The sequence below is a fragment of the Steroidobacter sp. genome (assembly GCF_036402275.1).
GTDB lineage: Bacteria > Pseudomonadota > Gammaproteobacteria > Steroidobacterales > Steroidobacteraceae > Steroidobacter.
Genome location: NZ_DASWTF010000036.1, coordinates 246,239 through 260,027, shown reverse-complemented (window position 1 = coordinate 260,027; position 13,789 = coordinate 246,239). Strand labels below are relative to the sequence as shown.

The window sequence follows — 13,789 nt, the reverse complement described above, 5'->3', positions numbered from 1 at the left end:
ATGCAGCCGCGATCCGGGCTGCCTGTTTTCTCAAGGCGATGGTGGGCGGACGCTGCTGGCCGCCTCAGTCATTTGCCTAACCAACGCCCAACTCGTGACGCATCCCGCGAGCCGAGCGCCTGGCGCTCAAGATTCCGTCAAACAAGCCGTCCTCCGGGTCATGAAGAATCGATGGGCGGCGGCGGCAGCGTGCCTCATTGCCAGCATGCTCCTGAGCGCCTGTGGAGCGCCGACAGCATCGCCGCCGCTGTCCTCCGAACCCATCCGCATCGCGACCTACCTGTGGCCGGGCAGCTACTGGGTGGACATCGCCTGGGACAAGGGCTGGTTTCGTGACGCGGGCCTGACCGTCGAACGCGTCGACGTGAACGGCAGATACTTCGAATCCATGCACGCCGTGAACGCCGGCGAGCTGCATGGCATGGGCTTCACGCAGTATGACCTGGTCCGCCACGTGGCCGCCGGCAACGATCTCGCGGGCATCATTGCCATCGATTATTCCGAAGCCGCCGAAGGATTGATCGCCAGGCCTGGCATCCGCCGACTGCGCGACTTGCGCGGCAAAAAGCTCGCGCTGCATCGGGGCACCTATCTGGAATATTTACTCTCGGTGGTCGCTGAGCGCGAGCGTGTGAAGCTCGACGACATCACGCTCATCGAGCGCTTTGGCGATGAGGCCATTCAGGACTTCATCGCGGGGCGCGTCGATGCGGTGCTGATGTGGGAGCCCTTCGTTTCCGAAGCCAAAGCGGCGGGCGGCGTGCAGATCCTGTCGGCCGCGGATGTCCCCGGACTCACCTACTCCGTCTTCACGATGCGACGTGACTTCATCGAATCTCACCCGCGCGAAGTCGAAGCGCTGGTGCAGGTCTGGCACCGGGCGGAACGCTTCATTCGCGATCACCCGATCGATGCCTGCGAAATCGTGGCCCGGCTCTCCAAGGAAACCGAACCCTATGTTCAGGAGCTGCTGCGTACCGATCGGGTGCTCGACGTAGCTGACAACGGACGCGCATTTTCGTATGCGGCCGGCTTCGAGTCGCTGCATGGCTCGTGGCGGCGGATGAACGACTTCATGATCGATCGCGGTCTGGCCGCGCGCCGCGTCGACAGTCCCGCCCATCTGGACTCGCGGTTCATTCGAGCGCTGCAGTGAGCGGGCGGCCGCCGTGACTCTCACCCGAAAAATACTCGCTGCACTGCTCGGCATGACGGCTGTGTCGCTGGCCGTCGCCGTCGGTGCGCTTTATCCCATGATGAAGCTGCATACCGAACAGCTGGTCGCAGCCCGCTTCGAGGACAGCCTCGTTCCCACCGCTCGCGCCATCGACAACCTCCTGCTCGATGCCGTGCGCGGCATGTACGTGCATGTCGACGATCATGCCGTCCGCGAAGGCTCGCCAGCGGAGATCGGCGCACGGCTGCGAAACTTCACTTACATCTACCCGTACATGCGGCGCATCTACCTCGCCGATCCGCACGGCAAAGTGATGTTCTCCTCGGATGTCAGCGACGTGGGCCAGTCGGTGTACGAGCTTTCTCCGGGGCTGCGTGCCAACTTCACGAGCGTTCAGCAGCGGCCCGTCGGCATGGCCGAGTTGGTGAGCCTGAGGCACGAACGCGAGCGGGACGATGCGACGTTTCATCTCTTGATCACGGTGCCCGACGACAAGCATCGTCCGGGCGGCGTGCTGATCGCTGAACTGCTCGACGCCCCCTTCGAAGAGATGTTGCGCGATATCAGCAAACGCATCCGAGGCACGCAGCGCGCCTATTTGATCGAGCCGAATGGCGACAAGCTGCTGAGCTCGGATCCGATGGATCGCGGGCAGCAGTTACGGCTGGTGATGCAAGCCGATCCCACCCTGCTGGAGCGCATGAGCCGCAACGAAGCCGGCTGGACGCTGGTGGAGCGTGAAGGCGAATTCGTGCTGGTGGCGTTCACTCGCCTGCCGACCTATGGCGTCAATCGTGCCGGCGGCTGGCGCGTGGTGACGATCGCTCACTACGCGGACGTGATTGCACCGGTGCGGCACATGTTCTTCCAAGCAGCGTGGATCGTACTCATCGCGCTGATCCTGAGCGCCGTTGCAGCCTTTCTCATTGCACGACGGATGGCGCGCCCCATCGTCACTCTCACCGATGTCGTACGCAGAATCGCTGCAGGGGAAACTTCGGCACGTGCAGTCATCGTCGGTCACGACGAGTCGAGCGAACTGTCGCGCGCCTTCAACGAGATGGCCGACACCGTCGAGAGCAAGACCGTCGCGCTCGAGGCGGAAATGTCGGAGCGCGCCAAACAAGCCGAGGAGCTGCGGCGAGCGAGCGTGCTGGAAGCGGAAATCGCCGAGCGTGCGCGCCAGGCGGAAGATCTGCAGCAGGCGCGTATCGCCGCGGAGGCCGCGAGCCGCGCGAAGAGCGAATTCCTCGCGAACATGAGTCACGAGATCCGCACGCCGATGAACGGCGTGCTTGGCTTCACCAATCTGCTGCTGGATACCCCCCTCGACAAGGAACAGCGCGAGCACGTGCAGGTCATCCGCCATTCGGCGGAATCGCTGCTGCATGTCATCAACGACATTCTGGATTTCTCCAAGGTCGAGGCCGGCAAGCTGCAGGTGGAGAAGATCCCGTTCGATCTGGCGCGCGCCGCCGAGGAAGTCACCGACCTGCTGGCGCATCAGGCGCAGGCCAAAGGTCTGGAGATCGGCATTCACGTCGCGCCCGATGTGCCGTCGGTGCTCGATGGCGATCCGGGTCGCGTCCGGCAGGTGTTGCTCAATCTGGTGGGGAACGCGATCAAGTTCACGCGAATGGGTCACGTGCGCGTCGAAGTCGAGCGCATCGCGGCCGACGCTGACGCGCCGTTCGTTCGCTGTACGGTTACCGACACGGGCGTCGGCATTCCGGTTGAAAAGCAGCCGCTGCTGTTCCAGCAGTTCTCGCAGGCCGACTCCTCCACCACACGCGAGTTTGGCGGCACCGGCCTCGGGCTCGCCATCGGCAAGCGTCTGGTCGAGCTGATGGGCGGTCAGATTGGATTCAGCAGTGTGCTCGGGCGCGGCTCGCAGTTCTGGTTCACATTGCCGGCGCCCGCGTCATCGAGCTCCACAGTCGATCTGGAAAGTACCGCGAAGCTGCCGGTCATCGACGAATCGCCGGATGAGCATGCCGCGGCCCGCGTGCTGGTCGCCGAAGACAACGCGGTGAATCGACTGCTCGTGAAGCGCATGTTCGAGAAGCTCGGCTGTCGCATCGATCTGGCGGGCAATGGCCGGGAGGCGGTCGAGATGGCGAGCCAGCTGCGTTACGACATCATCTTCATGGATTGTTTGATGCCGGAGCTCGACGGCTACAGCGCCACCCAGGCGCTGCGACAGACCGAGAGACCCGAGCGACGCGTGCCCATCATTGCTCTCACCGCCAACGCCATGGCGGACGACCGCGCCAAGTGCCTCGCCGCCGGCATGGATGATCATTTGAGCAAGCCGGTGAGCCGGGAAGAGATTCGCAAGACGCTGCAGCGCTGGGTGTATGACCGGCGCTCGCCGCGGGCTGACGAACAGCCCTCGGCGGCTTGAAGCTCAAACGCGTTTGATCTCGATCGGCGCTTCCACGAGCGGCCCCGCCGATGTCACGGTGCCGAGATAAACGATGCCGACGATGTGATCTTCCGGGGCAAGGCCGCAGAGTTCCTTGACTGCCGGGTCATAAGCCGCGGCTCCCGTCTTCCACATCGCGCCGTAGCCGAGCGCGTGCGCGGCCAGCAGCATGTTCTGGATCGCGGCGCTCACTGCGGACACCTGCTCGATCTCCGGGATCTTGCCCTTGCTGATCTTCGCACCGACGACCATGACGAGCGGCGCGCGCATGGCTTTGCCTCGCTCGGCATCCAGATGCTCTGGCAGCGAGTTCGGCACGCGCGAGCGCAGACAGTTCGCCATCGCATCGCCAAGCTTCTCGCGGGCAGCGCCCTCGAACACCGTAAACCGCCACGGGCGCAAGCGGCCATGATCCGGCGCACGTGTTCCGGCACGAACGATCTGCTCCAGATGAGCAGCGCTCGGGGCCGGCGCATCGAGCTTCTTCGCGGAGGTCCGCGACTGAATGCCTTCCAGCAAATCCATCTCGAATCCTCTACAGCGTCCGGACCTGCATGGCCAGATGCAACCGGTCGCCCTTCATCGTGCACATCGAAATTTCCGCGCCCCCCGGCACTTCCCAGGTACGGGCCAGGGCCTGCGAGGGGATATAGACCGGCAGTTTGAACTGCGTGTCGATCTGAATCTTCACGTTGGGAATGCGCGGCGAAGCGGACGCGAGGCAACGCCCCATGGACCACATGCCGTGCGCCACCGCTTGTTTGAAGCCGAACATCTGCGCGGTGCGCGCCGTGAGATGAATCGGATTGAAATCGCCGGAGACGCGCGCGTATCGCCACCCGGTGTTGTCGGCGACGTCGAGCGTATCCGTCAGCACGCCGTTCTCAGGATGATTGGAGCGCTCGATGACCGGTCGCTTGTTGCCCTCTTTCGGCCCCGAGGTGCCGCGAGCAAACATCGTGCTGACCTCTTCCCAGACCACGGAGCCGTTCTGCTCGAAGCTGGTGGTGAAGTCGTATTCCTGGCCGAAGTCGGTCACGCGCATGGTGTCGAAGAACACCCGCAAGCGCAGCGGCTCCCGCTCCTCGACCGGCGCAAGCACCCGAATGGTGTTACGCAGGTGAATCAGGCCCAGCACCTTCACCGGAAAGTTCTTCACCACGAACAACTGCATGTGTAGCGGCATCGCGAGCACGTGCAGATAGGCTGGCGGCAGGCCCTGCGCCGAGGGCGGCACTGCGCAGACCTCGCGATACTTCCGGATGTGCGCCGCTGACAGCACCACCTTGCGCGCTTCGAGCTCGACCGGCTCGATCCGAGTGCCGTCCGGTGCACTGTAGGGCTTGCGGCCGAGCAGCACGCGCGCATAGGCCGGGACCATCGAGGGGCGGCGGGCAAAAGAGATCTTGGTCGGTGATGACATCAATGAGCGGCTGCAGGTCAGGGACAGTGGCGCGGCACGATTAGATCACGGCGAGGCTCAAGGTACGACGCGGTCGATAACGATCGTCAACGGACCGCTGTTCTTGCCGAATTCGTATTCGGCCTCGCCGTAGAGATCTCCGCTTTGCTGCTGGGGCGCGCCGGAGCGCGACAACCGTGCAACAACTACCACCTTCGGCACGGTGGCAATGGAGCGGGCCGGGATCATCGCATCACTTTCCGTGAGTGTCACATTCAACGGCAGATTGTCGGAGCTGTGACGCTGTACGGCCAGGGGCGGGCCGCCGGCGCTCGGGTCACGCGCCAGGATGAACAGCGGCAATGGCCCAGACACCTGCTGGCGCAGTTGCGGCGACAAGGAGACCGCGACCGGGATGGCGCGCGAACTCGCCGCCGCTGGTCGCTCTGAGCCCGCGGGTGCAGAGGGCGTCGTGCCCACCTGCCCGCCTTCGCCGAGTTGCTGATCCAGGTCCTGGATCTGTCGTTCCAGAACGCCGCGCAATTCTTCAGGCGGATTCTGCGCCATGAGCAGTTGGAGCCGATCGCGGCCACGACGCAGGTCGCCCGCTCGCAGCGCTGCGATGCTGCCGTACCAGAGCGCCTTTGGGTGATTCGGCGCCATGGTCAGCGCGGTATCGAACAGCTTGCCCGCACGGCCCGCGAGCGAAGCCTCATCGGTGAGCGCAAGCGCTTCGCCGAGGCCGATCAGTGCGTCTACGTTCTGACCTTGCGTCAGGTCATAGGCTTGCTGAAACGCGTCGGCCGCGCGGGGATAGCGCCCCGTTCGGGTGTATGTGTTGCCCAACAGAAGCCAGCCTTCCAGATTCTTCGGATCCTCCTTGAGCTTCGCTTCCAGACTGTCGATGGCCTGTTCCATGTCCATCGCCTGGCTGGCCGCGATCTGCGCGCCCTTCCAGTCCCAGTTGCTCAAGCCCGCGTACATGAGGATGGCCAGCACCGGCACCAGCAACGCCAGCGCCAATCCCGAAAAACGACGCTCGGAGCGGTAGGTGGTGATGTCGGCGGAGTCGCTCGACGCGCTGGATTTCGGGGCGCGCAGCAGCGGCAGCACCATCCACAACAACGCCGCCACGAGCATGGCGACGCAGACGATGATGAAGGTGGTCACGAGGCACCCAGGCCGGGATCGGCAGGATCGGTGTCGGGCAGTTTCGATTTGCGCGAGATGACGATCGCGGCGGCGATGCCCCCGCCGATGACCAGCAGTACCGGCGCGGCCCACAACAACCAGGTGCGAGGCGCGACCGGCGGCTTGTACAGCACATAGTCGCCGTAACGATCCGTCATGTATTGCAGGATTTCCTGATCGCTCTTGCCGGCCGCCATGAGCTCGCGCAACTGCCGACGCAGATCTACGGCGAGCTGAGCGTTGGAATCGGCGATGGTTTCGCTGCGGCACACGAGGCACCGCAGTTCGCGCGCCAGGCGCTCGTATCGCGCCTGTTGCACCGGATCCTCGAACGCCGGCGCCTTGTCGATGGCAAACGCCTGCAGGCCGAACAGCGTGACGATCACTGCTAACAACAACTGTTTCATGGTGACACCGCCCTCGCCTGTGGCAACAGCGGCACGAACTCCTGTTCCCAGATCTCCACCGTGATGGGCGCGATATGTTTCTTGATGACCTTACCGTTCGCGTCGATCAGGAACGTTTCCGGCGCGCCATACACGCCCCAATCGATGGCGACGCGCCCTTCACCGTCGAACGCGCTCACCACGTACGGATCGCCGAGCTGCTGCAGCCAGCTCAATGCCTGCTGCCGGTCGTCGTTCCAATTCAAACCGACGATGGGCGCCTCGCCCCGGCGCGCGATCTCGAGCAAGGCGCCGTGCTCCTGCCGGCAACCGACGCACCAGGTGCCCCATACGTTCAGCACATACGGTTTGCCTGCGAACTCGATGTTGGAAAAGGTCTTGGCCGGATCTTCCAGCCGTGTGAGCTCGAAAATGGGCGCGGTCTTGCCGATCAGCGGCGACGGCAACGTCTCCTTGTCCCGACCCAGGCCGTAATACAGGAAGCCGACGAGTGCAGCGAACAGCCCGACAGGAAGCAGGTACTTGAACATGCGAAAGCGAGGCTCAGGCTGTCTTCGCGCCGGCGGCGGCAGCGGCGCCTTCGTCAACGGTCACACGCTTGCGATAGCGTCGATCGCAGGCCGCGATCAAGCCACCCAACGCCATGATGGCCGCGCCCAACCAGATGAAGCGCACCATGGGCTTGTACTGCAGCCGCAGGCTCCAGGCGCCCTCGCCCAGCGGCTCGCCCATGGCGACGAACAAGTCGCGATTCCAATGGGCATCGATGCCTGCTTCGGTCATCGCGTTCTTCTGCACGCGATAAACGCGCTTCTGCGGATGAACCACGGCCACCTGCTCGCCGTCGCGCGTGATGATCACTTCGCTCTGCACGGCTTCGTAATTCGGGCCGGCCACGTCTTCGATCTTGGTCATGGTGAACTCGAAGCCCGCATGTTCGGCGGTCTGGCCGGGCTTGAGGCTGAGATCCGCTTCTTCCTTGTACGACTCCACCGTGGTCGCGCCGATGATGAACAGCGCAAGACCCAAGTGCGCAACGCTCATGCCGATGATGCTCGCCGGCAGCGAATGCTGGTTGCGCCAGCGGCTGATCGGATCGACGAGGGCTGCGCCTGCGACCCATAGCGCGGCCGTGAGGCCGATGACTGTCATGACGGACTTCCAGCCGTACACGCCGGCTGAAATCGCAAGAGCGAGCACGACCGCCGCACCGAGCAGGATGCCCAGAATCTTCTTGGTGGATTCGAACGACGCTCTCTTCCAGGCTGCGTGCATGCCAGGCGCGAGCAAAAACACCATCGGCAGCATCGGAACGAGGAACATCGCCTCGAAGTACGGCGGGCCGACCGAGACCTTATCGAGTCCAAAGGCGTCCATGAACATCGGATAGGTCGTGCCGATGAGAATCAGCGCGGTCGCCGCCACCAGCAGCACGTTGTTCATCAGCAGGAACGACTCGCGAGACACCGGTGCGAAACCGGCATTGGAGCGAAACAGCGGCGCACGCCAGGCGTAGAGCCCCAACGCTCCGCCGACACAGACGCCGAGGAACGACAGAATGAACAAGCCGCGGCCCGGATCGCTCGCGAACGCGTGCACCGACTCGATGACGCCCGAACGGACCAGGAACGTGCCGAGCAACGACAGAGAGAATGCGGTGATCGACAGCAGCAGCGTCCAGCTCTTGAACAGGCCGCGCTTCTCCGTCACTGCCAACGAGTGGATCAACGCCGTGCCGATCAGCCACGGCATGAAGGAGGCGTTCTCCACCGGATCCCAGAACCACCAGCCGCCCCAGCCGAGCTCGTAGTACGCCCACCAGCTGCCGAGCGCGATACCGCAGGTCAGAAACATCCAGGCGACCGTCGCCCAGGGGCGAACCCATCGCGCCCACAACGAATCGAGCTTGCCTTCCAGCATCGCCGCCACGGCGAAGGCGAACGGCACGGAGAACCCCACATAACCGATGTAGAGCATCGGCGGATGAATCGCCAGCGCCGGATCCTGCAGCAGCGGGTTCAGATCGCGACCGTCGGGCGCGGCCGGCCACAGGCGCAGGAAGGGATTCGAGGTCATCAGAATGAACAAGGCGAAACCGGCACTGATCAGCCCCAGAACGCCGAGCACACGACTGGTCATCTGTTCGGGCATGTTGCCGCTGAAAGCTGCCACGGCTAGCGACCAGGTCGCCTGCACCAGCAGCCACAACAGCAGCGATCCTTCATGCGCGCCCCACACGGCGGCGAAGCGATAGAACGTCGGCAACTCCGAGTTGGAGTTCTGCGCGACGTACAGCACCGAGAAATCGTTCTGATTGAAAACGTACGCGAGGCAGGCGAACGAGAACAGCGTGAACACCCATTGTCCGGCGACCGCGCGATTGGCGAGCGCGATCCAATGAGGCCGACGCCACTGCGCGCCGGCGAGGCCGAAGAAGGCCTGCGGCAGCGACAGGCAGAACGCCAGGATCAGCGCGAAGTGTCCGAGTTCGGCGGCCATGTCGCTTCCTATGTGGTGGGCAGCGGCCCGGTTTCCGTGGGCTTTTCGTGCTGCTTTTTCAGCGTCTTCGCGACTTCGGGCGGCATGTAGTTCTCATCGTGCTTGGCGAGCACTTCCTCGGCGACGAACACGCCGTCGGCGCCCATGCGACCACGCGCGATCACGCCCTGCCCCTCACGAAACAAATCCGGCAGCACGCCCGTGTAACTCACCTTCACGTTGTGTGCGTAATCGGTGAGCACGAAGTGCGCCTTCAAGCTGCCCGGCTCGCGAGTGAAGCTGCCTTCCGGAACCATGCCGCCGACGCGGAACACGCGATCTTTCGGCGCCTTGCCAGCGCTCACGTCCGAAGGCGAATAGAAATACAGCAGATTGTCCTGGAACGCGGTCAGGGCGAACGCAGCGGCTCCGCCCACGCCCAGCACGATCAGCGCGACCAGCCCCATGCGGCGGCGACGAGGTGTCATGACGACGACTCCCCCTGTAATGAATCAGCCGAGGACGCCATCTGCACGCGGCGCTTCGCGTGCAGCACCTGCTCGGCCAGCGCGCGCCGCCCGAGCCACACGTTCAGCACCAGCACGGCCAGCACCAGCCCATAGCAGGACCAGACGTAAACGCCGTAATCCCCCATGTCAAGTACGTCTTTCAAGTTCATGATCGGGCAAGGCTTTCGGTTAACCAGCTCGCATTGCGCTCACGCCGGAGGATTTCCCCGCGCAGGCGGTCGCACAGCACCGCTCCGAAGTACAGCACGAAGGCCAGCATCATGATCAATAACGGCCAGAGCATGGACCCTTCGATGGAGGGGGCGGCAAGTTTCGAGATACTGGGGCCCTGGTGCAAGCTGTTCCACCAGACCACCGAGTATTTGACGATGGGCACATTGACCACGCCGACGATGGCCAGAATGGCGCTGGCCCGGTCGGCCCGCTGCGTGTCATCAAATGACGCTCGCAGGGCCATGTAGCCCAGATATAAGAAGAGAAGGATGAGCTCCGAGGTGAGCCGCGGATCCCATTCCCACCAGGTGCCCCACATCGGCTTGCCATAGATCGAGCCGGTAACCAGCGTCGCAACCGTAAACCAGGCGCCGATCGGGGCGCAGGCCGCGGCCACCGCGTGGGCGAGCTTGATGCGCCAGATAATGCCGACACCGGCCGCCACCGCCATCACGGTGTAGATCATCAAGGACAGCGAGGCGCTCGGCACGTGGACATAGATGATGCGGAAGGCGTCTTTCTGCTGATAATCCTCAGGCGCGAGCACGAGCCCGCCGACCGCGCCGATCGCCATCAACAGCACCGCCGGCCAGAACAGCCACGGGCGCACCAGCCCGGCCGTGCGGTAGGCGTAAGGCGGCGAGCTGAGCTTGTGAAACCACAGCCACATAGCTTTCTTAGGACTCCACACTGATTCGCATGGCGGCAGCCATGGCGAAGGGCCCGAGGCTGACGAAAAACAATAAAAGCGCTGCCAGCAAGTTTAGCGGACCGGCCACCGGTTCGCCGTGCATCGCTAGATCCACGGCGCGGGCGCCGAAGATCAGCACCGGCATCTCCAGCGGCAGCACCAGTAACGCCAGCAGCACGCTGCCGCGCCGGACACTGACTGTGAGCGCCGCTCCGATGGCGCCCAGGACGGATAGCGATCCGGTTCCCAGCGCCAGCGTTCCGGCCAGCACCGGCCATACAGACTGCGGCATTCCCAAAGCAGTTCCCACGATCGGCGCCATCAATACCAAAGGCAGGCCGGTCAGCAGCCAATGGGTGGCGGTTTTGGCCAGCAGCAGCAGCGACAGCGGCTGGCCCGACAGGACCCATTGCTCCATGGTTCCGTCTTCGACGTCCGGCCTGAATAACGATTCAAGCGCGAGCAGCGACGCCAGCATGGCCGCGACCCACAGCACGCCCGGCGAGATCTTGCGCAACTCGTCCAGCGCCGGACTGATGGCCAGCGGGAACAGCGTCGTGACGATCACGAAAAAAATCAGTGGCTGCAGCACCTGATCCCAGTGCCGCACGGCCAGCCGCAAGTCGCGGGCCATCACCAGCATCAGTATTTTGCTCAAGCCCGGCGTCGTCTGAACGGACGACTGCATCACTGCAACTCCAGCGTGCGCACGCCCGGCTGGCCCTGCAGCAGCAGCTGATGCGCGGCCGTCAGGATCATGCCGCCGGTGCGCATGTGCTCGGCGATGCGCGCTTCGAACAGCGCGATACCCGCCTTGTCGAGGTTGGTAATGGGCTCGTCCAGGATCCACAGCGACGCACGCGTCAGCATCACTCGAGCCAGCGCGACTCGTCGCTTCTGCCCCGCCGACAATGCGCGCACCGGCAAGTCGGAGCATGACTCGATCCGCAGCAGTTTGAGAGTGTCGCGCAATTCCTCCGTCGTCACGTCGCGACGGATCGAGACACCGTAGCGCAGGTTTTCCAGCGCCGTCAGATCCGACTTGAGCCCGTTGACGTGCGCGAGATACGCCAGCTCGCCGTGAAAGTCATCGCGGCCCTCCGGCAACTGCTGTCCCCGCCAGAAGATCTCGCCCGCCTCCACCGGCAGCAGCCCCGCCACCGAGCGCAACAGGCTGGTCTTCCCCACGCCATTCGGCCCCACGACCTGCAATAGCTCGCCGCTGTAAAGCGCGAACGATACGCCGCGTAACAGGTGTTTTTCGCCGCGCCAGAGATGGACGGCGCGAGCTTCGAGTTGCGGCTGCGGTGAGGTCGCAGCGACCTGGGCGAGCATGCTGGGTGGCTTGTGGGCTTGTAGTGGCGCTTCCTTAGCGCGCGCAAGTTTAGCAGACTGTGTTCAAGTGGCTTACAATCCACGCCCCGCCCTGCCCGGGTGGCGAAATTGGTAGACGCAAGGGACTTAAAATGTTGAGCACCCGGCTCGGAAACGGCCGGCGTGAATGGGGTCAAATTCGGGGAACCAGCCTCACGCTGCGCTTCGGCGTCCGCGTGCCTGCAATCCCGAGCTAAGCCTGGTTCGCCAGGAAAGTGTAGAGACTTGACGGCCCCTGTCTAACTCTCGCGGCGCTGGGTCGCTCTCGAGACACGACAAAGAGAAAGTCCAGACTCCAAACGAGCAACGGATTTCGAGTCCGTCGCTCGGCAGCGAAAGCTGTAGCGAGTACGAAAATCCCTCGGAGGCAACTCCGTACCGGTTCGAGTCCGGTCCCGGGCACCATCACCTCTTCCGGTAGCGTTCGGTACCGTCCGCACGTCTTGTCAATTCCCGGCGTTTTCCTGCATAAACGATCCGTCACCGTTCGGTTGGTTCCGGTAGGAGCCAGCGCAAAACGGGGACCAAATTGGGGGCCCATCGCTCGATCATGAGTTTCATGGGGCCCCCACCAATAACTAGGGGAAATCGTTGTGCCGCTCACCGATGCTGAAGTTCGGGCCGCTGTGCCCAAAGAAAAAGAGTGGAAGCTGTTCGATGGAGAAGGGTTGTATCTGCTCATCCATCCCAAGGGCGGCCGATACTGGAAGCTGAAGTATCGGTTTGCCGGAAAGGAGGACAAGTGCTCCTTCGGTGTCTATCCCAAGGTCGGGCTCAAAGCTGCACGACTCCTCCGGAACAAAGCCAAGCAATATCTTGATGAGGGCAAAGACCCAAAGATCGAGATGCAGCGGGAGAAGAACGATGGACTGAAGCTATTCGAGGACATCGCGAAGGAATGGTTGGCGACACTTGAGAACCCGGATACAGAGGAAGCTGACGACGAGGGCGCGGAAAAACCGAAGGGATCGAAGGACTCCCGCAATGACGAAAGCGAAATCCAGAAGAAGAAGCCGCTCGCCCCTAAGACCATCGCGAAGAAGAAGTTCTGGCTAGAGGAATATGTCTACCCTTTTATCGGCAGAAGGCTGCCGGACCAAGTGGAGCCGCCAGAGATCCTGAGCCTGCTCCGCCGGATCGAGAAGCGAGGCTTCAATGAGACGACGCATCGCGTGTATTGGATGATCAACAAGATATATCGATTCGCTAAAGCGTCGAGCTATTGCAAGTCAAATCCATCGTCTGATCTGAGTGAAGCGCTGGTGCCAGTCGTCACAACCAATCACGCAGCGATCATTGATCCTGTCGCCGTTGGCGGGTTGTTGCGCGCCATCGATGACTACAACGGTGAGCCTGTCACACAGCTGTTGTTACGGCTCCTGCCCTATGTGTTCCTCCGTAACTCTGAGATCCGCTGTGGACAGTGGAGCGAGATCAACTTCCAAGCCAAGGAGTGGCGCGTTCCGGGCCCACGCATGAAAATGCCCGACTATCACATTGTTCCTCTGCCTGACCAGGCAATCGAGATCCTCAAGAAACTGCATCAACTCACGGGCCATCGACGGCTGATGTTTCCTGGGCAAAGATCGAAGGACCGCCCTATCAGCAACAACACAGTCAACGCAGCATTGCGCCGGATGGGGTACTCCACGGTCGATCAGATGACCGGCCACGGATTCCGAACTGTCGCCGACACCTTCCTGAACGAATTGGGCTGGAACGCCGACGCAATCGAGCTGCAACTCGCTCACAAGGAGCGCAAGAAGACCCGCAGGGTGTATAACAAAGCGCAAAAGCTCGCCGAGCGCCGAAAGATGATGCAGGCGTATGCGGACTACCTTGACACGCTTCGCGCGGGCGGCAACGTCGTCTCCATCTTTGCGAAGAGCGCGTAGAGGCTA

Annotated in this window: 14 protein-coding genes; 3 read left to right on the top strand and 11 right to left on the bottom strand. The window is 62.9% G+C overall.

Going from position 1 to position 13,789, the window contains the following annotated elements; all coding sequences use genetic code 11:
- Nucleotides 1-160 precede the first annotated feature (160 nt).
- Both VGD45_RS20850 and VGD45_RS20845 read left to right on the top strand, forming a co-directional pair.
- Nucleotides 161-1,156: an ABC transporter substrate-binding protein gene (locus VGD45_RS20850; protein WP_331157278.1), complete on the top strand. Its 996-nt coding sequence runs from the start codon at nt 161-163 to the stop codon at nt 1,154-1,156.
- Nucleotides 1,157-1,169: 13 nt separating this feature from the next.
- Nucleotides 1,170-3,581 carry a hybrid sensor histidine kinase/response regulator gene (locus VGD45_RS20845; RefSeq protein ID WP_331157277.1) on the top strand — a complete coding sequence of 804 codons (2,412 nt, stop codon included), beginning with the start codon at nt 1,170-1,172 and terminating at the stop codon, nt 3,579-3,581.
- 3 nt (nt 3,582-3,584) lie between these two features.
- Here VGD45_RS20845 and VGD45_RS20840 read toward each other — a convergent pair whose 3' ends face one another.
- The 11 genes from VGD45_RS20840 to ccmA are packed head-to-tail and all read right to left on the bottom strand — an operon-like array spanning nt 3,585 to nt 11,849.
- A complete protein-coding gene (locus tag VGD45_RS20840; protein ID WP_331157276.1) occupies nt 3,585-4,127 on the bottom strand; it encodes a nitroreductase in 543 nt (180 codons plus the stop codon).
- 10 nt (nt 4,128-4,137) lie between these two features.
- Nucleotides 4,138-5,025 (bottom strand): MaoC family dehydratase, encoded by an 888-nt coding sequence (locus tag VGD45_RS20835; RefSeq protein WP_331157275.1) that lies wholly within the window; start codon nt 5,023-5,025, stop codon nt 4,138-4,140.
- A 57-nt stretch (nt 5,026-5,082) separates the two neighbouring features.
- On the bottom strand, nt 5,083-6,174 hold the full coding sequence (locus tag VGD45_RS20830) for a tetratricopeptide repeat protein (RefSeq protein ID WP_331157274.1): 1,092 nt from the start codon (nt 6,172-6,174) through the stop codon (nt 5,083-5,085).
- Nucleotides 6,171-6,602, bottom strand: a complete 432-nt coding sequence (locus VGD45_RS20825) for a cytochrome c-type biogenesis protein (protein WP_331157273.1) — start codon at nt 6,600-6,602, stop codon at nt 6,171-6,173. The genes VGD45_RS20830 and VGD45_RS20825 overlap by 4 nt, the downstream gene beginning before the upstream one ends.
- A complete protein-coding gene (locus VGD45_RS20820; protein ID WP_331157272.1) occupies nt 6,599-7,132 on the bottom strand; it encodes a DsbE family thiol:disulfide interchange protein in 534 nt (177 codons plus the stop codon). The genes VGD45_RS20825 and VGD45_RS20820 overlap by 4 nt, the downstream gene beginning before the upstream one ends.
- A 13-nt stretch (nt 7,133-7,145) precedes the next feature.
- Nucleotides 7,146-9,101 (bottom strand): heme lyase CcmF/NrfE family subunit, encoded by a 1,956-nt coding sequence (locus VGD45_RS20815; RefSeq protein ID WP_331157271.1) that lies wholly within the window; start codon nt 9,099-9,101, stop codon nt 7,146-7,148.
- A gap of 8 nt (nt 9,102-9,109) precedes the next feature.
- Nucleotides 9,110-9,568, bottom strand: a complete 459-nt coding sequence (gene ccmE, locus VGD45_RS20810; RefSeq protein WP_331157270.1) for a cytochrome c maturation protein CcmE — start codon at nt 9,566-9,568, stop codon at nt 9,110-9,112.
- Nucleotides 9,565-9,753, bottom strand: coding sequence for a heme exporter protein CcmD (gene ccmD, locus VGD45_RS20805; protein ID WP_331157269.1), 189 nt, complete (start codon nt 9,751-9,753; stop codon nt 9,565-9,567). The genes ccmE and ccmD overlap by 4 nt, the downstream gene beginning before the upstream one ends.
- Before the next feature lie 2 nt (nt 9,754-9,755).
- Nucleotides 9,756-10,493, bottom strand: coding sequence for a heme ABC transporter permease (locus tag VGD45_RS20800; RefSeq protein ID WP_331157268.1), 738 nt, complete (start codon nt 10,491-10,493; stop codon nt 9,756-9,758).
- A gap of 7 nt (nt 10,494-10,500) precedes the next feature.
- Nucleotides 10,501-11,172, bottom strand: a complete 672-nt coding sequence (ccmB, locus tag VGD45_RS20795) for a heme exporter protein CcmB (RefSeq protein ID WP_414717595.1) — start codon at nt 11,170-11,172, stop codon at nt 10,501-10,503.
- Between the two features lie 29 nt (nt 11,173-11,201).
- On the bottom strand, nt 11,202-11,849 hold the full coding sequence (gene ccmA / locus VGD45_RS20790) for a cytochrome c biogenesis heme-transporting ATPase CcmA (protein ID WP_331157267.1): 648 nt from the start codon (nt 11,847-11,849) through the stop codon (nt 11,202-11,204).
- Between the two features lie 632 nt (nt 11,850-12,481).
- Between ccmA and VGD45_RS20785 the strand changes: the two genes are divergently transcribed.
- Nucleotides 12,482-13,783, top strand: coding sequence for a tyrosine-type recombinase/integrase (locus VGD45_RS20785; protein WP_331157266.1), 1,302 nt, complete (start codon nt 12,482-12,484; stop codon nt 13,781-13,783).
- Nucleotides 13,784-13,789 lie beyond the last annotated feature (6 nt).

Bases quoted from the DNA above. Each gene is read 5' to 3' on its own strand.
- VGD45_RS20850 (WP_331157278.1), top strand. From the start codon at position 161: ATGAAGAATCGATGGGCGGCGGCGGCAGCGTGCCTCATTGCCAGCATG.
- VGD45_RS20840 (WP_331157276.1), bottom strand. From the start codon at position 4,127: ATGGATTTGCTGGAAGGCATTCAGTCGCGGACCTCCGCGAAGAAGCTC.
- VGD45_RS20835 (WP_331157275.1), bottom strand. From the start codon at position 5,025: ATGTCATCACCGACCAAGATCTCTTTTGCCCGCCGCCCCTCGATGGTC.
- VGD45_RS20825 (WP_331157273.1), bottom strand. From the start codon at position 6,602: ATGAAACAGTTGTTGTTAGCAGTGATCGTCACGCTGTTCGGCCTGCAG.
- VGD45_RS20820 (WP_331157272.1), bottom strand. From the start codon at position 7,132: ATGTTCAAGTACCTGCTTCCTGTCGGGCTGTTCGCTGCACTCGTCGGC.
- VGD45_RS20815 (WP_331157271.1), bottom strand. From the start codon at position 9,101: ATGGCCGCCGAACTCGGACACTTCGCGCTGATCCTGGCGTTCTGCCTG.
- ccmE (WP_331157270.1), bottom strand. From the start codon at position 9,568: ATGACACCTCGTCGCCGCCGCATGGGGCTGGTCGCGCTGATCGTGCTG.
- VGD45_RS20800 (WP_331157268.1), bottom strand. From the start codon at position 10,493: ATGTGGCTGTGGTTTCACAAGCTCAGCTCGCCGCCTTACGCCTACCGC.
- ccmA (WP_331157267.1), bottom strand. From the start codon at position 11,849: ATGCTCGCCCAGGTCGCTGCGACCTCACCGCAGCCGCAACTCGAAGCT.